This is a genomic window from Streptomyces achromogenes (genome assembly GCF_030816715.1).
Classification (GTDB): Bacteria; Actinomycetota; Actinomycetes; order Streptomycetales; family Streptomycetaceae; genus Streptomyces; species Streptomyces achromogenes_A.
In genome coordinates this window covers 7,550,779-7,573,408 of the sequence record NZ_JAUSYH010000001.1, presented here as the reverse complement: position 1 = coordinate 7,573,408, position 22,630 = coordinate 7,550,779, and the positions used below count along the sequence as shown (strand labels likewise).

Below are 22,630 nucleotides of genomic sequence, written 5' to 3'. Positions count from 1 at the left end.
GGCAGCACGCACGGACCACAGGAAGGCTGTTTCCATGGGGGCTGGGCACGACCACGGCCACACGCACGCAGCGCCCACCGGCACCGCCGCGGCGGCGTACCGCGGCAGGCTGCGCGGCGCTCTGGCGATCACGCTCGGCGTCATGGTGGTGGAGATCGTCGGCGGGGTGCTCGCGGACTCCCTGGCGCTGGTCGCGGACGCGGCGCACATGGCGACGGACGCGCTGGGGCTGGGCATGGCGCTGCTCGCCATCCACTTCGCGGGCCGGCCGCCGAGCGCGAACCGCACCTTCGGGCTCGCCCGCGCCGAGATCCTGGCAGCCCTCGCCAACTGTCTGCTGCTGCTCGGGGTGGGCGGTTACGTCCTGTACGAGGCGGTCCAGCGGTTCTTCACGCCGGCCGCCACCGAGGGCGGGCTGATGATCTGGTTCGGCGCGATCGGCCTGGCGGCGAACATGGTGTCGCTGACCCTGCTGATGCGCGGCCAGGCGGAGAGCCTGAACGTGCGCGGGGCATTCCTGGAGGTGGCCGCCGACGCGCTCGGCTCGGTGGCGGTGCTGATCTCGGCGGCGGTGATCCTGACCACCGGCTGGCAGACCGCCGACCCGATCGCCTCGCTGGTCATCGGCCTGATGATCGTGCCGCGGACCGTGAAGCTGCTGCGCGAGACGCTCGACGTGCTGCTGGAGTCGGCCCCCAAGGACGTCGACATGGCCGAGGTGCGGTCCCACATCCTCGCTCTGGACGGGGTGGAGGACGTCCACGACCTGCACGCCTGGACGATCACCTCGGGCATGCCGGTGCTGTCGGCGCACGTGGTGGTGAGCTCGGAGGCGCTCAACGCGATCGGCCACGAGAAGATGCTGCACGAGCTCCAGGGCTGCCTGGGCGACCACTTCGACGTGGAGCACTGCACCTTCCAGCTGGAGCCGAGCGGGCACGCCGAACACGAGGCGCGGCTCTGCCACTGAACGCCCTCGGGGTGCGCCACCCGATTCGCGCAGAGATTCGAAACGGTTCCGCGGACCCGTCGCCGGGCAAGATCGCCTCCGGGGTCCCCGCCGCGCCGACGGGACACGCGCGCGGGACATGCGCGCTTTCCCGCCAACGACCGGGAGCGCCGGGCGGGTGCGGCAGACTGGGACGCGAGGACCGATGCTAAGGATGGGTATGCCGATCACACCTGCCACCGCGACACACGACTCGTCGAACGGGATCGCTGAAGCGATCTTGCTGGAGCTGGTCGACGAGAACGGCGTCACGATCGGCACCGCGGAGAAGCTCGCCGCCCACCAGCCGCCCGGGCAGCTGCACCGCGCGTTCTCCGTGTTCCTCTTCGACGAGCGGGGCCGGCTGCTGATCCAGCAGCGCGCGCTCGGCAAGTACCACTCCCCCGGCGTGTGGTCCAACACCTGCTGCGGCCATCCCTACCCGAACGAGGCGCCGTTCGCGGCGGCCGCCCGGCGCACCCACGAGGAGCTGGGCGTCTCCCCGTCGCTGCTCGCCGAGGCGGGGACGGTCCGCTACAACCATCCGGACCCGGACTCGGGCCTGGTGGAGCAGGAGTACAACCACCTGTTCGTCGGGCTGGTGCAGTCCCCGCTGCGGCCGGAGGCGGACGAGGTCGGCGACACGGCCTTCGTGACCCCCGCCGAGCTGGCGGAACGACACGAGAAGGAGCCGTTCTCCTCCTGGTTCATGACCGTCCTGGACGCGGCGCGGCCCGCGGTCCGCGAGCTGACGGGCCCCTCGGCCGGCTGGTGAGGCTCAGGGCGTCCGCACGGGCTTGAGCGGCAGGGCGGCCCAGATCACCTTGCCGCCGCCCGCCGTGTGCTCGACGTCGCACACCCCGCCCGCCTCCCTGGCGATCTCCCGCACCAGGAGCAGCCCCCGGCCGCCGGTGCGGCCGTGATCGGCCTCCAGGGCGGTCGGGCGGTAGGGGTGGGCGTCCTCCACGGCGACCCGCACCCACTCGGCTCCGACGGCGACCTCCACCGCGAGCACCGGCGACAGCAGGGCCGCGTGCCGGACGGCGTTGGTCACCAGCTCGGAGACGATCAGCAGCAGCCCCTGGGCCAGGTCGTCGGAGAGCGGCACCCCTTGGCGGTACAGCAGGTCCCGCACGGCGTGCCGGGCCTGCGGGACGGAGGCGTCCACGGCGGAGGCGGTGAACCGCCAGACGCCTTCGTAGGGCAGCGGGCGCGGCACGGACTCCGCGGGGGGCTCGGGAAGTGCGCCTGCTCCGCCCTCTGGGCGTGGGTCGGGCCCGCGCCCGTGATCGTCCATCGTCCGGTCGCCGCCCTCGCGCTCGATTGTCGCCACATCCGGAATGTTGGCAACGAGGCGGTCCTCTTCGGATGGCTGAACAGAAGTCAGCGGTTATCGAGCGTTTTCGACCGCATCCGGGAGACCGGGGCGACCGCAGGACCGTTTCTTTCGCGTTCACGCCACCTTCGCGCCCTCTTCGGGTCGTACGGGTCCGGCGGCGACGCTCTTCCCGTTTTGACTGCTTTTGCCGGCGTCGCCGTTCCCGCCCCCGTCGGCCCACGTGATCATGGGACGGTCCGGGTGGTTAGCATCCGGGGCATGGAGCCCGAACTGCTGCACGGCGTCACGGACGCGGTCGCCACCGTCGTCCTGCACCACCCTGCGAAGCGCAATGCCATGACGGCCGCGATGTGGGCGGGGCTGCCCCCGCTGCTGGACGCGCTCGCCGCCGACCCCGCGGTACGGGCGCTGGTGCTGACGGGGGCGGGGGGCACGTTCTGCGCGGGTGCCGACATCTCCACGCTTCAGGACTCGCCGGACGAGGCGCAGGCGCTGGCGGTGCGGGCCGAGGAGGCCCTGGCGGCGTTCCCCAAGCCGACGCTGGCGGCCGTGCGGGGGCACTGCGTCGGCGGCGGCGCCCAGCTCGCCGCCGCCTGCGACCTGCGGTTCGCCGAGGAGGGCGCGCTGTTCGGGGTGACGCCGGCCCGGCTCGGCATCGTCTACCCGTCCTCCGCCACCCGGCGACTGGTCTCCCTGGTGGGACCCGCCACCGCCAAGTACCTGCTGTTCTCCGGCGAGTTGATCGACGCCGGGCGGGCGCTGCGCACCGGGCTGGTCGACGAGGTGCTCCCCGCGGACGCGCTCGACGAGCGGGTCGGCGAGTTCACCCGCCTGCTGACGTCGCGCTCGCAGCTGACGCAGGCCGCCGCCAAGGAGTTCGCGAACGGCCGCACCGACCGGGACGCCCACTGGAGCGCGCAGGCGCGCGGCAACGGCGACACCGCGGAAGGCGTCGCCGCGTTCCTGCAGCGCCGGGAGCCGCGCTTCACCTGGACTACGTCAGGATGAAGCGGCTGCGGGCCAGTCCGCCGGAGGTGCGCACGGGCCGCCCGTCGAGGGAGGCGGTGCGGATCCGGTAGGCGCCCGGGGTGTGCTGCTCCGCCCCGGCGAAGACCTCCAGGGGGCCGGTGACGTCGAGGCTCTGGACACCGTCGAAGAGGACGAGGAGAAGGGTTCGCTGCGCCATGCGCACGATTCTTCGCCCGGCCCGGCACGGCGGCAATGACGCATTCCCCACCTTTCCTGCCATGCCCCGGGCGATCACCGGCATGGACGGCCCGCCCCGAGGTACCCGTCCGAGGCAGCCGTCCTGTCAGAACCCGGCCGTGACCGGCCGGGCGAGGAAAGGGGAAGTTCGTGTTCCGTGCGATCGCAGACGTACTGCGGCAGATCGGTGGCGCCGTCGCCACCGTGGTGACGCTGCCCTTCCGGGCGCTCGCCCGCCTCTTCGGCGGCGCGTCGGGCTCGGCCCACGGCCGCAGGGCCTGATGACCGTGCCCTGATCCCCGATTGTCGGTGCCGCCTGCCACAATTGCCGCGCAACCTCAGTGGAGAAGGCGGTACGGGATCGTGACGACACCCGGGTCCATCGAAGCAGGATCCATCGAAGGCAGGATCGCCGAGGAACTCGGCGTACGGGAGCGGCAGGTCAAGGCCGCCGTGGAGCTGCTCGACGGCGGCTCGACGGTGCCCTTCATCGCCCGCTACCGCAAGGAAGCGACCGAGATGCTCGACGACGCGCAGCTGCGCACGCTCGAGGAGCGGCTGCGCTACCTGCGGGAGCTGGAGGAGCGGCGGTCGGCGGTCCTGGAGTCGGTCCGCGAGCAGGGCAAACTCACCGACGTCCTCGAGGCGCAGATCCGCGGCGCGCAGACCAAGGCGCGCCTCGAGGACATCTACCTCCCGTTCAAGCCCAAGCGGCGCACCAAGGCGCAGATCGCACGCGAGGCGGGCCTCGAGCCGCTCGCCGAGGGCCTGCTCGGGGACGCCTCGGTGGACCCGCTCGCGGCCGCCGCCGCGTTCGTGGACGCCGACAAGGGCGTCGCCGATCCGCAGGCCGCGCTGGACGGCGCGCGGGCCATCCTCACCGAGCGGTTCTCGGAGGACGCCGACCTGATCGGCGAGCTGCGCGAACGCATGTGGGCGCGCGGGCGGCTCGCCGCCAAGGTGCGCGAGGGCAAGGAGGAGGCGGGCGCGAAGTTCGCCGACTACTTCCACTTCGCCGAGCCGTTCACCGCGCTGCCCTCGCACCGGATCCTGGCGATGCTGCGCGGCGAGAAGGAGGAGGTCCTCGACCTCGTATTGGAGCCGGAGGAGCCCTCCGAGCAGCCCGGCCCCTCGTCGTACGAGCCCCTCATCGCGTCGCGGTTCGGGATCGCCGAGCGTGGTCGCCCCGGCGACAAGTGGCTGAGCGACACGGTCCGCTGGGCGTGGCGCACCCGCATCCTGGTCCACCTCGGCATCGACCTGCGGCTGCGGCTGCGCACGGCCGCCGAGGACGAGGCGGTGAACGTGTTCGCCGCCAACCTGCGTGACCTGCTGCTCGCCGCCCCGGCCGGCACGCGCGCGACGCTGGGCCTGGACCCCGGCTTCCGTACGGGTGTGAAGGTCGCCGTCGTCGACGCCACCGGCAAGGTCGTCGCCACGGACGTGATCTATCCGCACGTCCCGGCGAACAAGTGGGACGAGGCGATCGCAAGGCTCGCGCGGCTGGCGAAGGAGCACGCGGTCGACCTGGTCGCCATCGGCAACGGCACCGCGTCCCGCGAGACCGACAAGCTGGCCGGCGAACTCATCGCGAAGCACCCGGAGTTGCAGCTCACCAAGGTGATGGTGTCCGAGGCGGGCGCCTCCGTGTACTCGGCCTCCGCCTTCGCCTCCCAGGAGCTGCCCGACATGGACGTGTCGCTGCGCGGCGCGGTGTCGATCGCCCGCCGGCTCCAGGACCCGCTCGCCGAGCTGGTGAAGATCGACCCCAAGTCGATCGGCGTCGGCCAGTACCAGCACGACCTGTCCGAGGTGAAGCTGTCGCGTTCGCTGGACGCGGTGGTGGAGGACTGTGTGAACGGCGTCGGGGTGGACGTCAACACGGCCTCGGCGCCGCTTCTGTCGCGGGTGTCCGGCATCTCCTCCGGTCTCGCCGAGAACATCGTGGCGCACCGGGACGCCAACGGGCCCTTCACCTCCCGCTCCGAGCTGAAGAAGGTGGCCCGGCTCGGCCCGAAGGCCTACGAGCAGTGCGCCGGCTTCCTGCGGATCCGCGGCGGCTCCGACCCGCTCGACTCCTCCAGCGTGCACCCCGAGGCGTACCCGGTGGTGCGGCGCATGGTGAAGACCTCCGGCCAGGAGGTGGCCGCCCTGATCGGCAACACGGGCGTCCTGCGCTCGCTGCGGCCGGCGGACTTCGTGGACGAGACGTTCGGACTGCCGACCGTCACCGACATCCTCAGGGAGCTGGAGAAGCCCGGGCGTGACCCGCGGCCCGCCTTCAAGACGGCGACCTTCAAGGACGGCGTGGAGAAGATCTCCGACCTCGCCTCCGGGATGGTCCTGGAGGGCGTGGTGACGAACGTGGCGGCCTTCGGGGCGTTCATCGACATCGGCGTCCACCAGGACGGACTGGCACATGTCTCCGCGCTGTCGAAGACGTTCGTCAAGGATCCCCGGGACGTCGTCAAGCCCGGCGACATCGTCAAGGTGAAGGTGCTGGACGTCGACATCCCGCGCAAGCGGATCTCGCTGACGCTCCGGCTCGACGACGAGGCGGCCCCGCAGGGCGGCCAGGGTCAGGCCGCCGGCGGGGGCCGTTCTCAGCGCGGCGGCGGGCGACCGCCGCAACAGCGGCAGCAGGGCGGGCAGCGCGGCGGCGGTGGCGGCGGCGGTTCGCGCCAGGCTCCGCCGCCGGCCAACAGCGCGATGGCCGACGCACTGCGCCGAGCAGGCCTGGCGGACCCGAAGAGGGGCCGGGGCTGACCGACGAGCGACCCGGGCCCGCGGCACGCTTCAAGCCGCGGGCCCGACAGGGCGCGGCGGGCCGGCAGGGCTCCGCGGGCCGGCAGGGCTCCGCGGGCGCGGAGAGTGGCGGCGGGGTCGGCGGGTGGCTCGGACGCGGCGGAAAACGCGTTGCCCTGGATCATCCGATCAGCAGACTGAACCCATGACCGGACGAGATCCCAAAGCCGACCTCCAGATGTACCTCCAGGACGCCCGCGACGTCCTGCTGTGGAAACTGGACGGACTGTCCGCGTACGACCAGCGGCGGCCTGTGACACCGACCGGCACGAGCCTGCTGGGGCTGGTGAAGCACCTGGCGGGCGCCGAGGCGTTCTACCTCGGCGCGGCCTTCGGGCGGCCCTTCGCCGGCACCCCGCTGTCGATCACGGGAGACGCCGAGCCCAACGCGGATCTGTGGGCGCGAGCCGACGAAACCCTCGAGGAGATCACCGGGCTGTACCGGCGGGCCTGCGCGCACGCGGACGCCACGATCGCGGCTCTGCCGCTCGACGCGGTCGGCTGGCTCCCGGGTGACGCGGGCACCGAACTCACGCTGCATCACAGCCTCGCCCACATGATCGCCGAGACGCAGCGGCACGCCGGCCACGCCGACATCGTCCGGGAACTGATCGACGGGGCGACGGGCCAGCGCAGTGCCGGAGCCAACACGGCGGAGGGGGATCCGGCGTGGTGGGCGGCGCACCGTGAGCGCGTCGAACGGGCGGCGCGGGAGGCCGGCGGGCCGGCCTGACGTTCTACCGCTCCGTCACCTTGCCGTCCGCGACCTCCAGGCGGCGGGTGACGTGGACCGCGTCCAGCATCCGCCGGTCGTGGGTGACCAGCAGGAGGGTGCCCTCGTAGGCGTCGAGGGCCGACTCCAGTTGTTCGATGGCCGGCAGGTCGAGGTGGTTGGTCGGCTCGTCGAGGACCAGGAGGTTGACGCCCCGCCCCTGGAGCAGCGCGAGAGCGGCACGGGTGCGCTCGCCGGGCGACAGGGTCGCCGCGGGGCGCATGACGTGGTCCGACTTCAGGCCGAACTTGGCCAGCAGGGTGCGCACCTCGACCGGCTCGGTGTCGGGGACGGCGGCGCGGAACGCCTCCAGCAGCGCCTCCGCGCCGTGGAACAGCGCCCGCGCCTGGTCGACCTCGCCGACCAGGACGCCCGAGCCCAGGGCCGCGTGCCCGGCGTCCAGCGGGACCCGGCCGAGCAGCGCCCCGAGGAGGGTGGACTTGCCCGCGCCGTTCGCGCCGGTCACCGCGACCCGGTCGGCCCAGTCGATCTGCAGCGTCACCGGCCCGAAGGTGAAGCCGCCGCGGCGCACCTCCGCGTCGCGCAGCGAGGCGACGACCGCGCCGGAGCGCGGGGCGGCCGCGATCTCCATGCGCAGTTCCCATTCCTTGCGCGGCTCCTCGACGACCTCCAGGCGCTCGATCATGCGCTGGGTCTGCCGCGCCTTCGCGGCCTGCTTCTCGCTGGCCTCGCTGCGGAACTTGCGGCCGATCTTGTCGTTGTCGTTGGCCGCCTTGCGGCGCGCGTTCTTGACGCCCTTGTCCATCCAGGAGCGCTGGGTCTGTGCCCGGTCCTGGAGGGCGGCCTTCTTGTCGGCGTACTCCTCGAAGTCGTCGCGCGCGTGCCGACGGGCCACGTCCCGCTCCTCCAGGTAGGCGTCGTAGCCGCCGCCGTAGAGGTTGATCTGCTGCTGTGCCAGGTCCAGTTCGAGGACCTTGGTGACCGTGCGGGTGAGGAACTCGCGGTCGTGACTGACGACGACCGTGCCGGCGCGCAGACCGGTCACGAAGCGTTCGAGGCGTTCCAGCCCGTCCAGGTCGAGGTCGTTGGTCGGCTCGTCGAGCAGGAAGACGTCGTAGCGGGACAGGAGGAGGGAGGCGAGGCCCGCGCGGGCGGCCTGGCCGCCGGACAGGGAGGTCATCGGCTGGTCGAGGTCCACGCCGAGCCCCAGCGAGTCGGCGACCTCCTCGGCGCGCTCGTCGAGGTCGGCGCCGCCGAGGTCGAGCCAGCGTTCCAGGCTCGTCGCGTAGGCGTCGTCCGCACCGGGCGCCCCGTCGACCAGGGCCTGGGTCGCCTCGTCCATCGTGCGCTGCGCCTCGGCGACGCCGGTGCGGCGGGCGAGGAACTCGCGGACGCTCTCGCCGGGGCGGCGCTCCGGTTCCTGGGGAAGATGGCCGACGGTCGCGGTCGGCGGGGAGAGCCTGAGCTCGCCCTGCTCGGGCGCGGTGAGCCCGGCGAGGAGCGTCAGCAGGGTGGACTTGCCCGCGCCGTTGGCGCCGACCAGCCCGATCACGTCCCCGGGGGCGACCACGAGGTCGAGCCCGGAGAAGAGGGAGCGGTCGCCGTGCCCGGCGGCGAGGTTCTTGGCGACGAGAGTGGCAGTCATCAGACAGCAGATCCTAGTGCGCGTGCGGCGTCGGGGGCGCCGGTGTCCGTCCGGTCGCCGAACCTGGGCGCGGTCGGTTAGCGTCCGGGCGTGGACACTCGGGTGAGCGGCGGAGTCGTCGTGGTCGGCGGCGGGGTCATCGGGCTGGCGACGGCGGTCGTCCTGGCCGAGCGGGGCCGACGGGTGCGGGTGTGGACGCGGGATCCCGTGGAGCGGACCACCTCGGCCGTCGCGGGCGCGCTGTGGTGGCCGTACCACATCGAGCCGATGGCGTCGGCGCGCGCGTGGGCGCTGCGCTCGCTGGAGGTGTACCAGGAGCTGGCCGGGCGGCCCGAGGAGAACGGGGTGCGGCTGGTCGAGGGCGCCATGAGCCCGGCGGACCCGGCGGGCGTCGAGGCCTGGGCGGCGGGCCGGCTGTCCGTGCTGCGGCGGGCCACCGTCCGGGAGCACCCGGCCGGGAGCGCCTTGTGGACGCGGCTGCCGCTCATCGACATGGCGGTTCACCTTCCGTGGCTGCGGGAGCGGCTGCTGCGGGCGGGCGGCACGGTCGAGGAGCGGGTCGTGCCCGATCTGACGGCGGTGGACGCGCCGGTCGTCGTCAACTGCACCGGCCTCGGTGCCCGTGACCTGGTCGCGGACCGTACGGTGCGGCCGGTGCGCGGGCAGCTGGTCGTCGTGGAGAACCCGGGGCTGCGGACCTGGCTGGTCTCCACCGCCCCGGACGGGGAGACGGCCTACCTCTTCCCGCAGCCGGGGCGGCTGCTGCTGGGCGGCACGGCCGAGGACGGCGTGTGGTCCCTGGAGCCGGATCCGGCGCAGGCGGCGGCGATCGTGCGGCGGTGCGCGGCGCTGCGGCCCGAGGTGGCGGGGGCGCGGATCCTGGAGCACCGGGTGGGCCTGCGGCCGGCCCGGCCGGCGGTACGGCTGGAGCGCCAGACGCTGCCCGACGGCCGCGCGGTGATCCACAACTACGGTCACGGCGGCGCCGGGGTGACGGTCGCCTGGGGATGCGCGGAGGAGGCGGCCGCGCTGGCCGCCTCCTCCTGACCGGTCACGGACGCCGGTGCGCGGTTCCCGGCCGGCCGGTCACGGATTCCGGAGGTCGCTTCGGCCTGTCGGTCACGGGATCCGCAAGGCGCTCCTCGGCGCGCCGGCGCCGGCCCGCGGAGCCGCGTGCGGTGCGGGGTGCGACGTGCCGGCCGCCGGTGATCCGGCCGTCGCGGCGGCGAACGCCTTCGCGCCGCCCACGACGGGGACCCGGGCCGAGGTGCGGGCCAGGTCCAGGGTGAGCGTCGGCCGGTCGGCGGGCGGGTCGATGAGGTCCTTGTCGGTGCCCGCGACGATCAGTGCGAGGCGGTGGCCGGACGGTACGACGTGGTCGGTGGCCGCGAGGTCCAGGGTGATGGTGTACGCCCTGCCCGGGGTCAGCGGCACGCCCCTGCCGGGATCGGCGAAGGTCCCGAGGTCGGCCCAGCCCCGGCTGACGACGGTGGCGCCGACGTCGGCCGTCGCGGCCTTCGTCGCCTTGAAGCAGGCGCTGTCGCCCGCGGTGCTCGCGCCCCAGCAGGTGCGGTCGGCGAGGGTGGTGATCCCCTCGCCTCCCGCCGCGTAGTCGCGGATCGTGTCGGGGCCGAGGTCGACGAGGACGGCGCTCAGGTGGGCCGTCGGCGTGCTGGGCGTGACGGTGACGGTGACCTGCGAGGAGCCGGACAGCCGCAGGTCCCGGCTGAAGGCGCCGGTGACGAAGCCCGCCTTGTCGGGCGTCGGGGTGTCGATCTGCGCGGCCCAGTCGTTCTCGTCGTGCTGCGGGTCGTCGGTGAAGGCGGCGGCGCCGGTGCTCCTGCGCAGGCCGAGCGTCCCGACGCCGGGGCGGTCGCCGGCGGCCGGGCGCAGGGTCGTGGTCTGCGTGCCGCGCGGCGGCCAGGACGTCGAGGTGACCCACTGGTCGGGGTGGCGTTCGACGTCGGCCATGGGCTCGCGGTCGATGCCGTTGTCGTAGCCGAGGAGTTCGTGGTCGAACCAGCGGTGCAGGGTGTCGACCCAGGCGGCGCGGCGGAAGTCGAAGGGGTCGACGTGGCCGGTCTGGGAGAGCCAGATCTTGCGGTGCACGCCGTTCTTCGCGAGGGCGTCCCACCACTGGCCGAGGTGCTTGGTGCGCACGTTGAGGTCCTGCATGCCGTGCACGAGGAAGACGCTGGCCTTCACGTTGTGCGCGTCCTTGACGTAGTCGCGCTCGGTCCACAGCCGCGTGCGGTCGCCGGTGCGCGGGGCCTCGTCGACGAGCCGGCGCTGGACGGCGGTGCACCCGGCGCGGGCGTCGGGGCTGCTGACGTGGTCGGCGAGGGCGTCGGGGCCGGAGTCGTAGAGGGGCGCGCCCTGGGCGAAGTAGTAGTCGTACCAGGAGGAGATGGCGGCGATGGGGACGATGGTCCGCAGCCCCGGCACGCCGGTCGCGGCGACGGCGTTGGCGATGGTGCCGTCCCAGCTCTTGCCGATCATGCCCGTTCTGCCGTTGGTCCAGCTCGCCTTGGCGGTCGCGCCGCCGGTGCGGGTGGTGTAGCCCTTGGCGCGGCCGCCCAGCCAGTCGACGACCGCCTTCGCGGACTGCACCTCGCCACGGCCGCCGACGTCCTCGCAGCCGTCGGAGCGGTTGGTTCCGGCCAGGTCGACGCCGACGAAGGCGTAGCCCCGCGGCACGAAGTAGTTGTCGTAGAACAACGGCATCCGGACGACGCGGCCCTCGGCGTCGTAGGTCTTGCGCTGGCTCTCGTTGCCGCGTCCGCAGCAGGAGTAGTAGGGGCTGGCGTCCATGATGACGGGCACTTTGCGGCCCTGCGCGGCGGGTTCGCGGGGCCGGACGATGTCGACGGCGACGCGGTCGGTCCGGCCGTCACCGTCGGCGTCGAGTCCGGTGTCGACCCAGACCGCCTCGCGGACGGCGTTCTCGTAGGAGTAGACGGGTCGGCTCTCCCGGGGGGCGCCGTGGGCCGCGACCGGGGTGAGGAAGGCGGCCACCAGAAGGGTGATGGCGGCCGTCGCGAGCGGTCTCCAGGTCGTGAAGCGCATGCGTGTCCACATGTGCTTCGACGGTACTCGCGTCAACTCCCGCGCAGAAGAGGGCAGATGAGGCGGCGGCGGACAGTGCGGCGGGAGGTGCGGCGGTTCCGGCCGGGACCACGCGTGCCGAGGCGGACCGCTCGTGACGGCCGAATGGCGATCGTGTGACGGAAGCGGTGTCGGGCAGGTCCTGAGGCACAGGGAGTCCATAGGCTCCGAACGGACCGCGCTCCTCGACGACTTGGAGTTCACGTGCACCGCAGACTCACCGCGCCCGGCGCACTCGCCGCCGCCTCCGTCCTGCTGGCGATCCCGGCGTCGGCCGCGAGCGGCTCCCCCGGAGCCCCGGGCATCGGCGACCCCTACTATCCGGCGTACGGCAACGGCGGCTACGACGTCTCCCACTACGACCTGCGGCTGAAGTACCGGCCGGCCACGGACGAACTGGAGGGCACGGCGACGATCCTGGCGAAGACCACGCAGGACCTGTCGCGGTTCGACCTGGACTTCCTGCTCGACGTGAGCGAGGTGCGGGTCGACGGCGCGGTCGCGGCGTTCGCCACCTCGGGCGAGCACGAGCTGGTGGTCACGCCGAAGAAAACGCTGGCGGAGGGGGCGCAGGTCACCGTCGTGGTCCGCTACCGCGGCGTCCCGTCCTCGAAGCAGGCGTACGGCTTCACCAGCTGGCACCGCACCCCGGACGGCGGGGTCGGCGCGAACGAGCCCGAGGCGGCCTGGTGGTGGTTCCCGAGCAACGACCACCCGCTCGACAAGGCCACCTACGACGTGTCCGTGCAGGTGCCCGACGGCACCCAGGCCCTCTCCAACGGCACGCTGCAGTCGACGAGTTCACGGGCCGGCTGGACCCGCTTCAACTGGCGCTCCGGCAAGCCGCAGGCCACCTACCTGGCCACGCTCGCCGTCGGCAGGTTCGACCTCACCACCGGCACGACCGAGAGCGGCATCCCGGTCGTCAACGCCTACAGCAGGGATCTCGGCGACAACGCGGGCGCGGCGCGGGCGAGCGTCGAGCGGACCGGGGAGATCGCCGACTGGCTGAGCGGGTACCTCGGGCCGTACCCCTTCGACGCGCTCGGCGGGTACGTGCCGAACACGAACACCGGGTACGCCCTGGAGACGCAGACCCGGCCCTTCTACAGCCCGCGGCAGTTCGCCGGCGGCTCCAACACCTCCGTGGTGGTGCACGAACTGGCCCACCAGTGGTACGGCGACTTCGTGTCCGTCGCCGGGTGGAAGGACATCTGGCTGAACGAGGGCTTCGCGCGGTACGCGCAGTGGCTGTGGTCCGAGCACGAGGACGAGGGCACGGCCCGGGAGATCGCGGACTACGTGTACGCCTCGCATCCCGCCGACGACGCCTTCTGGACGGTGAAGCCCGGCGACCCGGGTCCGGAGAACCAGTTCGACATCGCCGTGTACGACCGGGGCGCGCTGGCGGTGCAGGCGCTGCGCGACGAGATCGGCGACGAGGCCTTCTTCGCCGTCCTGAAGGGCTGGCCGCGGGAACACGCCTACGGCAACGCGACGGTGTCCGATTTCGTGCGATACGCCGAGCGGGTCTCGGGCAGGCAGCTGGGCGCCCTGTTCGACGCGTGGCTGTTCCAGCCGTCGAAACCGGCGGCTTCGACCGCGCGGACGGCGGCGGCCGCGAAGGCGGCGGCCGCTCCCGCGCAGCCGAAGTCCTGGAAGAAGATCGCGGCGACGAACGACGTCCACGCGCACTGAGCGCCGATCGGCCGCCCGTTCTGCCCTCGATGCCGGAAAATTACGAACTCCTGTCTGATATACGGCGGCTGTGGGTATCAAGCCGTGCAGGAACTGCGAGGAGAGCGGGGGCGGTCATGGCTGCTGCACGGAACGGCAACGAGGGTCTGGGCGTGTGGAGGGTGGTGCCGCTGATCGGGGCGGTGGTGATGGCCGTCGGCCTCATCGGCGGCATCCCTGTGCTGACCCTGCTGGGCGCGATCGTCGCCCTCGTCGGGGTGGTCGGCCTCAGCGCTGCGAGACGTAAGCAGAACTGACGTCAGAACCGACGTCGCCGAAGCCACCGCGGTCAGCGGGCGTCCGCCCGTGCCAGCAGCTCGGCGCGGGGCAGGGCGGCGCTCTCCGTCGCCGGCACCGTGCACGCGTACGCCCCCGCCAGTGCCCCGAACTCGGCGCACCGGCGGGGCGGTTCGCCGTGGAGACGGCCGAACAGGAAGGCGGCGGCGAAGGCGTCGCCCGCGCCGTTGGAGTCGACCACCGGTCCGGGCGGGGCGACGGCGGGGACATGTGTCAGCTCGCCTCCTGCCAGCAGATACGCTCCCTCGGCTCCCGCGGTGGCGACGACCGCTTCGGCGCGGCCGCGCTCGGCGATGCGGCGCATGGTCGCCCGCGGGTCGGGCAGTGCGGTCGCGGAGACGAACACGACGTCCGCCGCCAGGGCGAAGGCCGCCTGGTAGGGGTTCTCGCCGTCCCAGTTGTGCAGGTCGGTGGAGATGCCGACGCCCGCCTCGCGCAGGACGGGCAGCGCCTCGGCGCAGGGCTGCGTGATGGACACGTGCACATGGCGGCTCGCCGCGGCGAGGCCGCGCAGGGTGTCCTCGGGGAAGCGGTCGCCCGCTCGCCCGCGGCTGGTGTCGTACAGCGACAGCCGCCTGCCGTCCGGGCTCACCAGGTTCACCGCCCGCTTGGTGCCGGCGGGCTGCTCGATCGCGGTGAGGGCGATGCCGTGCTCCTCGTGCAGGGCGCGGACCAGGTCGCCCTCGGGGTCGTCGCCGAGGAAGTCGAGATGGTGGGTGCGCAGGCCGAGGGCGGCGAGGCCCAGGGCGACGAAGTCACCGGTCTGGCCCGCGCGGGCGCGGATCCCGCTGTCGATCAGGTAACTGTCGGCGTACGGGAGCGGCAACTCCGGCACGTACACGATCGTGTCCACGCCGGCCCCGCCGAGCACCAGCACATCGATGCCGCGGACCTCCTCGACATCGCCGACTCCTGCGACGCCGTCCATGTGCCTGCCGGTCCGTGCGCGCATGGGCGCTACCCCTCCCCGTGGTCGTACACCGTCACCGCGACGCCCCGCCGCACGAGCCGCTCACTCACGAGCGGCTCGACGCGGGACCACTTGCCCCCGGCCAGGCCGCAGCCTATCCGTGGCATGTGCACGGACGCGTGGAGTTCCCGTGCGGGGCCGGCCAGCCGGGCCAGCGCCGCGTCGATGGCCTCGTACCGCACGGGGACGCCCTTGCTGCCCGTCCGCACGCCGCGCTGGCCGATCATGTCGGCGACCCACACGTACGGCTCCACCTGGACCAGCTGGAGCGCGCCCGGGCCGAAGTCGTTGGAGGCGCCCTCCCGGTGCCAGGCGCGGTAGGCCGCCTCCGGTTCGGGCCAGCGGCGGGACAGCGCGAGGACGAAGCCCTTCCCCCCTCCCCCGATGTCGTTGCAGACATGGGCGATCACCTTGACGCCCTTCACCGACGGCACGGTGGCGTCGCCCCTGACACAAGTGATCTCCCCCATGACGCCACGGTAGGCGACGCCACCGACATCGGCGCCGGTCCGCAGGTGCGCCGGTCCTTGCCGTGCGCCGGTCGCTCCGCCGTCGCGGGTTTCACAGCATCGGTGTGACAGCGATACTGCTGCACATGACGAGCGAGACCGAGGAGCCGGCCCTCACGGTCGACGAGCTGGCCGCGCGCGCCGGGGTCACGGTGCGCACGGTGCGCTTCTACGGCACGAAGGGGCTGCTGCCGCCGCCGGTCATCGGGCCGCGCCGGGTGGGGCGTTACGGCGCCGGGCACCTCGCGCGCCTGGCGCTGATCGAGGAACTGCGCGGGCAGGGTCTGACGCTGGCGGCGATCGAGCGCTACCTGGAGCGGCTGCCGCCCGGTCTGGACGCCCACGACCTCGCCGTGCACCGGGCCGTGGTGGCTTCCTGGGCGCCGGACGCGGTGGAGACGGTGAGCCGGGAGGAACTGCAGCGGCGGGCGGGGCGCACGCTCGGCGAGGAGGATCTGGACCGGCTCGTCGCGATGAACGTCGTACGCCGCGGCGACGACGGGTACGGGGTCGACCCCGGCCTGCTGCGGCTGGGGGTCCGGCTGCTGGACATGCCGTTGTCGCCGGAGTCCATCCGCGCGGCGCGCACCGTCCTGCTCGACCATGCGCGCGCGGCGGCCCACGAGCTGTCGCGGCTGCTGCGCGAGGAGGTGCCGGAGCGCGACGCGCGGGCGGTGCGGTCGCTGTCGGCGCACATGCAGCCGCTGGTCGTCCAGGCGCTGCTGACGGCCTTCCAGCGCTCGCTCACGGAGGAACTGCGGGAGTGGCTCGGGGAGCCGCCGGCGGACGGCTCCCCGTGACGGTCCGATCGCTCAGCGCGCGTCCGTGAAGGTCTCCCCCCGTTGCGCCTTCTCCACCAGCAGGGGGGGCGGGGTGAAGCGGTCGCCGTAGCGTGCGGCGAGCTCACGCGCGCGAGCCACGAAGCCGGGGAGCCCGCCGTCGTAGCCGTTGATGTACTGGAGCACGCCTCCGGTCCAGCCGGGGAAGCCGATGCCGAAGAGGGAGCCGATGTTGGCGTCGGCGACGGAGGTCAGGACGCCCTCCTCGACGAGCCTGACGGTGTCGAGGGCCTCGGAGAACAGCATGCGCTCCTGCATGTCCTCGAAGGGGATCTCGGCGCCCGCGCGGGTGAAGTGCTCGCGCAGCCCCGGCCACAGACCGGCCCGCCCGCCGTCCTCCCCGTACTCGTAGAAGCCGGCGCCGCCGCTGCGCCCCGTGCGGCCGAACTCGTCGACCATGCGGTCGATGACGGCCTCGGCGGGGTGCGCGGTCCAGACGCCGCCGGCCTCCTCGACGGCTCGCCTGGACTCCCGCCGGATCTTCTGCGCAAGGGTGAGCGTCAGCTCGTCCATCAGGGAGAGCACCTTGGCGGGGTAACCGGCCTGCGCGGCCGCCTGCTCCACGGAGGCGGGCTCGATGCCCTCGCCGACCATGGCGACGCCCTCGTTGATGAAGTGGCCGATCACCCGGGAGGTGAAGAAGCCGCGCGAGTCGTTGACGACGATCGGCGTCTTCTTGATCTGCCGCACCAGGTCGAAGGCGCGCGCGAGCGCCTCGTCGCCGGTGCGCTCGCCCTTGATGATCTCGACCAGCGGCATCTTGTCGACGGGCGAGAAGAAGTGCAGCCCGATGAAGTCGGCCTGCCGCTCGACCCCTTCGGCGAGGGCGGTGATGGGCAGCGTGGAGGTGTTGGAGCACAGCAGGGCGTCGGGCGCGACGACCTGCTCGATCTCCTGGAACACCTTGTGCTTGAGGGCGGTGTCCTCGAAGACGGCCTCGATGACGGCGTCGCAGCCGGCCAGGTCGGCGGGGTCCGCGGTGGGCGTGATGCGGGCGAGGAGCGCGTCCGCCTTCTCCTGGGTCGTGCGGCCGCGGGAGACGGCCTTGGCACACAGCTTCTCGGAGTAGGCCTTGCCCTTGAGCGCGGCCTCCAGGGAGACGTCCTTCAGGACGACGTCGATGCCCGCGCGGGCGCACGCGTAGGCGATGCCCGCGCCCATCATCCCGGCGCCCAGGACGGCCGCCCTGCGCACCGGTCGGGGTGCGACGCCCTTGGGGCGGCTGAGGCCCGAGTTGACGGCCTGGAGGTCGAAGAAGAACGCCTGGATCATGTTCTTCGACGTCTGTCCCGCGGCCAGCTCGACGAAGTAGCGGGCCTCGATGACCTGTGCGGTCTCGAAGTCGACCTGGGCGCCCTCGACGGCCGCGGCGAGGATGTTGCGCGGCGCGGGGTAGGGGGCGCCGCTGGTCTCCTTGCGCAGGCTGGCCGGGAACGCGGGCAGGTTGGCGGCGAACCGGGGGTTCGACGGGGTGCCGCCCGGGATGCGGTAGCCCGGCCGGTCCCAGGGCTGCTGCGACTCGGGGTTCGCGTCGACGAAGGCGCGGGCCTTGGCGAGCAGGTCCTCGGGCGAGTCGGCGACCTCGTCGACCAGACCGTTCTCCAGGGCCCGCCGCGGGCTGTACTGGGTGCCCTTGAGGAGGACCTTGAGGAGGGCGTCGGTGATGCCCAGCAGCCGGACCGTGCGCACGACGCCGCCGCCGCCGGGGAGCAGGCCGAGGGTGACCTCGGGGCAGCCGATCTTCGAGCCGGGCGCGTCGAGGGCGATGCGGTGGTGGCAGGCGAGGGCGAGTTCGTAGCCGCCGCCGAGGGCCGCGCCGTTCAGGGCGGCGACGACGGGCTTGCCGAGGGTCTCGATGCGGCGGAGGTTGCGCTTGATCTCCAGTCCGCCGTCCAGCAGCTCCTGGGCCGTGTCCGGGGTGACGCGGATGAGGTCGCGCAGGTCGCCGCCGGCGAAGAAGGTCTTCTTGGCGGAGGTGAGGATGACGCCCCGGACGGAGTCCTTCTCGGCCTCCAGGCGGTCGGCGACGGCGGCCAGGGAGGCGCGGAAGGCCGCGTTCATGGTGTTCGCGGACTGGTCGGGGTCGTCGAGGACGAGGGTGACGAGGCCGGTGCGGTCCTGTTCCCAGCGGATGGTGGTGCTCTGTGTCATGACGGGTTCTCCGTAGAGGTCTCGGGTTCCGCTGGGGTGGTCAGACGCGCTCGACGACGGTGGCGATGCCCATACCGCCGCCGACGCAGAGGGTGGCGAGGCCGTAGCGCTTGTCCTGGCGCTCCAGTTCGTCGACGAGGGAGCCGAGGATCATCGCGCCGGTGGCGCCGAGCGGGTGGCCCAGCGCGATCGCGCCGCCGTTGACGTTGACCTTGTCGAGGGACAGGCCCATGTCCTTGACGAAGCGCAGGACGACCGCGGCGAACGCCTCGTTGATCTCGACGAGGTCGATGTCGTCGATGGTCAGGCCGGCCTTGGCGAGGGCCTTGCGGGTGGCGGGCGCGGGGCCGGTGAGCATGATCGTCGGCTCGGAGCCGGAGACGGCCGCGGAGACGATCCGCGCGCGCGGGGTGAGCCCGTGGCGCTCGCCGACCTCCCTGGTGCCGATGGCGACCAGGGAGGCGCCGTCGACGATGCCGGAGGAGTTGCCCGCGTGGTGGACGTGGTCGATCTTCTCCACCCAGTGGTACTTCTGCAGCGCGACGGCGTCGAACCCGCCCAGTTCGCCGATGTCGGCGAAGGACGGCTTCAGCTTGGCGAGGGAGTCCGCGGTGGTGCCGGGGCGGGGGTGCTCGTCGTGGTCGAGGACGACCAGTCCGCTGCGGTCCCTCACCGGGACGACCGAGCGGTCGAAGCGGCCCTCCTTCCAGGCCGTCGCCGCCCGCTCCTGCGACAGGGCGGCGTACTCGTCGACGTCGCGCCGGGAGAAGCCCTCGATGGTGGCGATGAGGTCGGCGCCGATGCCCTGCGGCACGAAGTTGACGCCCAGGTTGGTCATCGGGTCGTTGAACCAGGCGCCGCCGTCCGAGGCCATCGGCACCCGGGACATCGACTCGACGCCGCCCGCGAGGACGAGGTCCTCCCAGCCCGAGCGCACCTTCATGGCGGCCAGGTTGACGGCTTCCAGACCCGAGGCGCAGAAGCGGTTCTCCTGTACGCCCGCCACGGTGTCGGGCAGGCCGGCGGCGATCGCGGCGGTGCGCGCGATGTCGGATCCCTGGTCGCCCACGGGGCTGACCACGCCGAGCACGATGTCGTCGATCGCGGCCGGGTCCAGGCCGGGGAAGCGGTCGCGGAGTTCGTGGATGAGTCCGACGACGAGGTCGATGGGCTTCGTTCCGTGCAGGGAGCCGTTCGCCTTGCCGCGCCCGCGCGGGGTGCGGATCGCGTCGTACACGTACGCTTCGGTGCTCACTGGTGGGCCTTTCAGGAGGGTGGGCCGGGCGGTGGGGGCGGGGGTCGGTCGCCCCGGGCCGGGGGGTCCGGCAGGGGCTGTTCCAGGTCGGGCGCGAGCTCCGGTACGTCCCAGTCACGAGCCACCTGGTGCGTGTCGGCGCCGGGCCGTGCCGGGCCGGTGCGGACGGCCGTGGGGGTCGCGGAGAACCGGGGCGCGGGGGCGGGCTGGGTGATGCCGCCGTGGTGGACGAAGGTGCCGCGGGCCGCCAGGTGCGGGTGGTGCGGGGCCTCGCGCAGCGACAGCACCGGCGCCACGCACGCGTCGGAGCCCTCGAAGACATCCGTCCACGCGTCCCGGGTGCGGGTGCGGAAGCGGGCGGCGACGGCCTCGCGCAGCTCTCCCCAGCGCGTCCAGTCCTTTCGGGCGTCACGGAGATCTTCGCCGAGGCCGAGGAGGTCCACGAACGCGTCGTAGAACTGCGGCTCCAGCGCGCCGACGGCCATGTGCCCGCCGTCGGCGGTCTCGTAGACGCCGTAGTACGGGCAGCCGCCGTCGAGGAGGTTGGCGCCGCGCCGGTCCTGCCAGCCGCCGGCCGCGAGCATGCCGTGGATCATCGCGGAGAGGTGGGCGGCGCCGTCCACGATGGCCGCGTCGACGACCTGGCCGACGCCGCTCACGCGCGCGTGGTGCAGCGCCGCGAGGACGCCGACGACGAGGTAGAGGGAGCCGCCCGCGTAGTCGCCGAGCAGATTGGCGGGGGCCGGCGGGGGTGTGTCCGGGGGGCCGATCAGACCCAGGGCTCCGGTGACGGCGATGTAGGCGATGTCGTGGCCGGCGCGCTGGGCGAGCGGACCCTCCTGGCCCCAACCGGTCATCCGGCCGTAGACCAGTCGGGGGTTGCGGGCGTGGCACTCCGCGGGGCCGACGCCGAGCCGCTCGGCGACACCCGGCCGGTTGCCCTCGATCAGCACGTCGGCGCGGGCGGCGAGGTCGAGCACGCGCGCCGGGCCGCCCGGCGCCTTGAGGTCCACGACCACCGAACGCTTGTTGCGGTTGGTGACGTCGTGGGCGGGGTCGATGCCGAGGGAGGGTCCGCCGGGACGGTCCACCCGGACCACGTCGGCGCCGAGATCGGCCAGCAGCATGCCCGCGAAGGGGCCCGGGCCGATCCCGGCGAGCTCCAGCACGCGCACGCCGGCCAGCGGGCCCTGCCCGGTCGTCCGTCCCGTCGTCATCCAGTCCCCTTGCTGTGACACAACTGATGTAACACCAGTGATGCTAGGAACGTGTCCCCGCGGACACAAGGGTCGAGCGAGCAAGCGCTTAGTCGGTTCGCGGCGAGCCGCCCGACGGTCAGCGCGTCTCCAGCTCCGTTATGAGCCGTCGGGGAGCGATCGTGCGGTAGCTCTCCTCCACCCAGTCGCAGAGCAGCTCGGCCTCGGGCGCGCCCCTCTCCCCCAGCGGGAGCCGCACCCAGCCCGACCTGCCGAGGCCGTAGCCCGCCGGCCCGGCGCCGGGGGCGGCCAGCGCGTGGGCGTGCGCGGTCTCGTCCGTGAGCTTGACGGTGACGCCGAGCGGGTGACTGCCGTCGTCGACACCGAGGAAGACGAACACCTTCCCGTTCACCTTGGCCACGCTCTCGCCCCAGGGGAACTCCTCGGCCGCACCGGGCAGCCCGAGCGCGAACTCGCGCACTTTCTCCCACTTCTTCAGGGCATTGCGGTCCACGGTCACCTGCTGCCTCCGGGCTCGTCGTCGGCCTCCGCACTCCTCACGCTAGCCTCAGCCACCGACAGCGGCACGGGCTGCCACCGCGAAGGGATGTCATGAGCAGGCTGAAAACGAGCGACCGTCCGTACGACATCGTGCTCTTCGGGGCGACGGGCTTCGTGGGAACGCTCACCGCGGAGTACCTCGCCGTCCATGCGCCCGCCGGGCTGCGCTGGGCGATCGCCGGGCGGGACGAGCGGAAGCTGGAGCGGCTGCGCGAACGGCTCGGCGTGGACGTCGGGGTGCTGCGCGCCGACGTCGCCGACCCGGCGTCCGTGCGCGCGCTCGCGGAACACGCGCGCGTGGTGGCCACGACGGTGGGCCCGTACGTGCGCTACGGCGAGGACTTGGTGGCCGCCTGCGCGGACAGCGGCGCGGACTACCTCGACCTCACCGGCGAGCCGGAATTCGTCGACCTGATGTACGTCCGTCACGACGCACGCGCGCGGGAGACGGGGGCGCGGCTGATCCACGCGTGCGGCTTCGACTCCGTCCCGCACGACCTCGGCGTGTACTTCACCGTCCGGCAGCTCCCCGAAGGCGTGCCGCTGACCGTGGACGGCTTCGTGAGGGCCGACGCCTCCTTCTCGGGCGGCACCTTCGCCTCCGCGCTCGGCCAGTTCGCCCGCGGCCGGCAGATGCTGGCCGCCGCACGGGAACGGGGACGGCACGAGCCGCGGCTCATGGGCCGCCGGGCCGTCGCACCGGTGGGCGCGCCACGGTTCGCCGGGGAGGTCGGCGCCTGGGCGCTGCCGCTGCCGACCATCGACCCGCAGATCGTGCTCCGGTCGGCTCGGGCGCTGCAGCGCTACGGCCCGGACTTCCGCTACCGGCACTACGCGGCCGTCCGGCGGCTGCCCGTCGCCGTCGGCGGCGTCGCCGCGGTCGGGACGCTCGCCGCGGCGGCGCAGGTGCCGCCCGCCCGGCGCTGGCTGTCGGACCGGTTCAAGCCCGGTGACGGGCCGAGCGCGCAGAAGCGGGCGCGGAGCTGGTTCTCGGTCCGGTTCGTCGGCGAGGGCGGCGGACGGCGGGTGTACACCGAGGTCGCGGGCGGCGACCCCGGCTACGACGAGACGGCGAAGATGTTCGCCGAGGCGGCGATGGCGCTGGCCTGCGACGACCTCCCGCCGACGGCCGGACAGGTCACCACGGCCGTGGCGATGGGCGACGCGCTGACCGAGCGGCTGACCCGCGCCGGCGTCCGTTTCCGCGTCGCGGCGCGCCGCTGACCGCGACCCCGTCGGGCCACGCCGTGCGGCACGGCGTGTCCCGAAGGGGTCTGTCCCCTCTGCTTGAGGG

The 22,630-nt window shown here is 73.2% G+C and carries 20 protein-coding genes and 1 pseudogene; 11 read left to right on the top strand and 10 right to left on the bottom strand.

Annotation, left to right across the window (positions count from 1 at the left end; translation table 11 throughout):
* Positions 1 to 34 precede the first annotated feature (34 nt).
* Both QF032_RS33875 and idi read left to right on the top strand, forming a co-directional pair.
* Positions 35 to 970 (top strand): cation diffusion facilitator family transporter, encoded by a 936-nt coding sequence (locus QF032_RS33875; RefSeq protein WP_307059040.1) that lies wholly within the window; start codon positions 35 to 37, stop codon positions 968 to 970.
* A 199-nt stretch (positions 971 to 1,169) separates the two neighbouring features.
* Complete coding sequence (idi, locus tag QF032_RS33870) at positions 1,170 to 1,763, top strand: isopentenyl-diphosphate Delta-isomerase (RefSeq protein ID WP_307047743.1); 594 nt, start codon at positions 1,170 to 1,172, stop codon at positions 1,761 to 1,763.
* Positions 1,764 to 1,766: 3 nt separating this feature from the next.
* Here idi and QF032_RS33865 read toward each other — a convergent pair whose 3' ends face one another.
* Positions 1,767 to 2,285, bottom strand: a complete 519-nt coding sequence (locus QF032_RS33865; protein WP_307050438.1) for an ATP-binding protein — start codon at positions 2,283 to 2,285, stop codon at positions 1,767 to 1,769.
* Between the two features lie 300 nt (positions 2,286 to 2,585).
* Here QF032_RS33865 and QF032_RS33860 point away from each other — a divergent pair, with 300 nt between their 5' ends.
* The gene (locus QF032_RS33860) at positions 2,586 to 3,335 is read left to right on the top strand and encodes an enoyl-CoA hydratase/isomerase family protein (protein WP_307047741.1); all 750 of its coding nucleotides are present in this window, start codon (positions 2,586 to 2,588) and stop codon (positions 3,333 to 3,335) included.
* A 13-nt stretch (positions 3,336 to 3,348) separates the two neighbouring features.
* On the opposite strand, the pseudogene QF032_RS33855 reads toward QF032_RS33860, so the two are convergent.
* Positions 3,349 to 3,513: pseudogene (locus QF032_RS33855) on the bottom strand (GlxA family transcriptional regulator); the annotation flags it as partial.
* Between the two features lie 170 nt (positions 3,514 to 3,683).
* Here QF032_RS33855 and QF032_RS33850 point away from each other — a divergent pair.
* From QF032_RS33850 to QF032_RS33840, 3 genes are all read left to right on the top strand, one after another.
* Positions 3,684 to 3,815, top strand: coding sequence for an LPFR motif small protein (locus QF032_RS33850; RefSeq protein ID WP_306947312.1), 132 nt, complete (start codon positions 3,684 to 3,686; stop codon positions 3,813 to 3,815).
* An 81-nt stretch (positions 3,816 to 3,896) separates the two neighbouring features.
* Positions 3,897 to 6,299, top strand: a complete 2,403-nt coding sequence (locus tag QF032_RS33845) for a Tex family protein (protein ID WP_307059038.1) — start codon at positions 3,897 to 3,899, stop codon at positions 6,297 to 6,299.
* A gap of 184 nt (positions 6,300 to 6,483) precedes the next feature.
* Positions 6,484 to 7,071: a DinB family protein gene (locus tag QF032_RS33840; protein ID WP_307059036.1), complete on the top strand. Its 588-nt coding sequence runs from the start codon at positions 6,484 to 6,486 to the stop codon at positions 7,069 to 7,071.
* Positions 7,072 to 7,075: 4 nt separating this feature from the next.
* Here QF032_RS33840 and QF032_RS33835 read toward each other — a convergent pair whose 3' ends face one another.
* Entirely contained in the window at positions 7,076 to 8,716 is a 1,641-nt protein-coding gene (locus QF032_RS33835; RefSeq protein ID WP_307047735.1) for an ABC-F family ATP-binding cassette domain-containing protein, read from the bottom strand.
* A gap of 90 nt (positions 8,717 to 8,806) precedes the next feature.
* On the opposite strand from QF032_RS33835, the gene QF032_RS33830 reads away from it, so the two are divergent.
* A complete protein-coding gene (locus QF032_RS33830) occupies positions 8,807 to 9,763 on the top strand; it encodes an FAD-dependent oxidoreductase (protein WP_307059034.1) in 957 nt (318 codons plus the stop codon).
* A 72-nt stretch (positions 9,764 to 9,835) separates the two neighbouring features.
* Here the strand turns inward: QF032_RS33830 and QF032_RS33825 are convergent, their stop codons facing one another.
* On the bottom strand, positions 9,836 to 11,794 hold the full coding sequence (locus QF032_RS33825; protein WP_307059032.1) for a Xaa-Pro dipeptidyl-peptidase: 1,959 nt from the start codon (positions 11,792 to 11,794) through the stop codon (positions 9,836 to 9,838).
* Between the two features lie 231 nt (positions 11,795 to 12,025).
* On the opposite strand from QF032_RS33825, the gene QF032_RS33820 reads away from it, so the two are divergent.
* Together QF032_RS33820 and QF032_RS33815 are read left to right on the top strand one after the other, a co-directional pair.
* Positions 12,026 to 13,519 carry a M1 family metallopeptidase gene (locus tag QF032_RS33820; protein ID WP_307059030.1) on the top strand — a complete coding sequence of 498 codons (1,494 nt, stop codon included), beginning with the start codon at positions 12,026 to 12,028 and terminating at the stop codon, positions 13,517 to 13,519.
* A gap of 116 nt (positions 13,520 to 13,635) precedes the next feature.
* Positions 13,636 to 13,815, top strand: a complete 180-nt coding sequence (locus QF032_RS33815) for a hypothetical protein (protein ID WP_306947325.1) — start codon at positions 13,636 to 13,638, stop codon at positions 13,813 to 13,815.
* Between the two features lie 32 nt (positions 13,816 to 13,847).
* Here QF032_RS33815 and QF032_RS33810 read toward each other — a convergent pair whose 3' ends face one another.
* Positions 13,848 to 14,783 carry a PfkB family carbohydrate kinase gene (locus QF032_RS33810; protein ID WP_307060482.1) on the bottom strand — a complete coding sequence of 312 codons (936 nt, stop codon included), beginning with the start codon at positions 14,781 to 14,783 and terminating at the stop codon, positions 13,848 to 13,850.
* Positions 14,784 to 14,812: 29 nt separating this feature from the next.
* Positions 14,813 to 15,295, bottom strand: a complete 483-nt coding sequence (locus QF032_RS33805; RefSeq protein WP_307059028.1) for a macro domain-containing protein — start codon at positions 15,293 to 15,295, stop codon at positions 14,813 to 14,815.
* A gap of 125 nt (positions 15,296 to 15,420) precedes the next feature.
* Between QF032_RS33805 and QF032_RS33800 the strand changes: the two genes are divergently transcribed.
* Positions 15,421 to 16,134, top strand: coding sequence for a MerR family transcriptional regulator (locus QF032_RS33800; RefSeq protein ID WP_307047727.1), 714 nt, complete (start codon positions 15,421 to 15,423; stop codon positions 16,132 to 16,134).
* Between the two features lie 12 nt (positions 16,135 to 16,146).
* Here the strand turns inward: QF032_RS33800 and QF032_RS33795 are convergent, their stop codons facing one another.
* From QF032_RS33795 to QF032_RS33780, 4 genes are all read right to left on the bottom strand, one after another.
* Positions 16,147 to 18,324 (bottom strand): 3-hydroxyacyl-CoA dehydrogenase NAD-binding domain-containing protein, encoded by a 2,178-nt coding sequence (locus QF032_RS33795; protein ID WP_307059026.1) that lies wholly within the window; start codon positions 18,322 to 18,324, stop codon positions 16,147 to 16,149.
* A 40-nt stretch (positions 18,325 to 18,364) separates the two neighbouring features.
* The gene (locus QF032_RS33790) at positions 18,365 to 19,579 is read right to left on the bottom strand and encodes an acetyl-CoA C-acetyltransferase (protein ID WP_306947330.1); all 1,215 of its coding nucleotides are present in this window, start codon (positions 19,577 to 19,579) and stop codon (positions 18,365 to 18,367) included.
* 11 nt (positions 19,580 to 19,590) lie between these two features.
* On the bottom strand, positions 19,591 to 20,796 hold the full coding sequence (locus QF032_RS33785; protein WP_307059024.1) for a CaiB/BaiF CoA transferase family protein: 1,206 nt from the start codon (positions 20,794 to 20,796) through the stop codon (positions 19,591 to 19,593).
* A gap of 118 nt (positions 20,797 to 20,914) precedes the next feature.
* Entirely contained in the window at positions 20,915 to 21,295 is a 381-nt protein-coding gene (locus tag QF032_RS33780) for an MmcQ/YjbR family DNA-binding protein (RefSeq protein ID WP_307047719.1), read from the bottom strand.
* Between the two features lie 92 nt (positions 21,296 to 21,387).
* On the opposite strand from QF032_RS33780, the gene QF032_RS33775 reads away from it, so the two are divergent.
* Positions 21,388 to 22,560, top strand: a complete 1,173-nt coding sequence (locus QF032_RS33775) for a saccharopine dehydrogenase family protein (RefSeq protein WP_307059022.1) — start codon at positions 21,388 to 21,390, stop codon at positions 22,558 to 22,560.
* Positions 22,561 to 22,630: the final 70 nt, after the last annotated feature.

Coding starts and splice junctions, on each gene's coding strand:
- QF032_RS33860 (WP_307047741.1), top strand. CDS start 2,586: ATGGAGCCCGAACTGCTGCACGGCGTCACGGACGCGGTCGCCACCGTC.
- QF032_RS33810 (WP_307060482.1), bottom strand. CDS start 14,783: ATGGACGGCGTCGCAGGAGTCGGCGATGTCGAGGAGGTCCGCGGCATC.
- QF032_RS33785 (WP_307059024.1), bottom strand. CDS start 20,796: ATGACGACGGGACGGACGACCGGGCAGGGCCCGCTGGCCGGCGTGCGC.
- QF032_RS33815 (WP_306947325.1), top strand. CDS start 13,636: ATGGCTGCTGCACGGAACGGCAACGAGGGTCTGGGCGTGTGGAGGGTG.
- QF032_RS33840 (WP_307059036.1), top strand. CDS start 6,484: ATGACCGGACGAGATCCCAAAGCCGACCTCCAGATGTACCTCCAGGAC.
- QF032_RS33775 (WP_307059022.1), top strand. CDS start 21,388: ATGAGCAGGCTGAAAACGAGCGACCGTCCGTACGACATCGTGCTCTTC.
- QF032_RS33800 (WP_307047727.1), top strand. CDS start 15,421: ATGACGAGCGAGACCGAGGAGCCGGCCCTCACGGTCGACGAGCTGGCC.
- QF032_RS33795 (WP_307059026.1), bottom strand. CDS start 18,324: ATGACACAGAGCACCACCATCCGCTGGGAACAGGACCGCACCGGCCTC.
- QF032_RS33825 (WP_307059032.1), bottom strand. CDS start 11,794: ATGTGGACACGCATGCGCTTCACGACCTGGAGACCGCTCGCGACGGCC.
- QF032_RS33835 (WP_307047735.1), bottom strand. CDS start 8,716: ATGACTGCCACTCTCGTCGCCAAGAACCTCGCCGCCGGGCACGGCGAC.
- idi (WP_307047743.1), top strand. CDS start 1,170: ATGCCGATCACACCTGCCACCGCGACACACGACTCGTCGAACGGGATC.
- QF032_RS33865 (WP_307050438.1), bottom strand. CDS start 2,285: ATGGACGATCACGGGCGCGGGCCCGACCCACGCCCAGAGGGCGGAGCA.
- QF032_RS33875 (WP_307059040.1), top strand. CDS start 35: ATGGGGGCTGGGCACGACCACGGCCACACGCACGCAGCGCCCACCGGC.
- QF032_RS33805 (WP_307059028.1), bottom strand. CDS start 15,295: ATGGGGGAGATCACTTGTGTCAGGGGCGACGCCACCGTGCCGTCGGTG.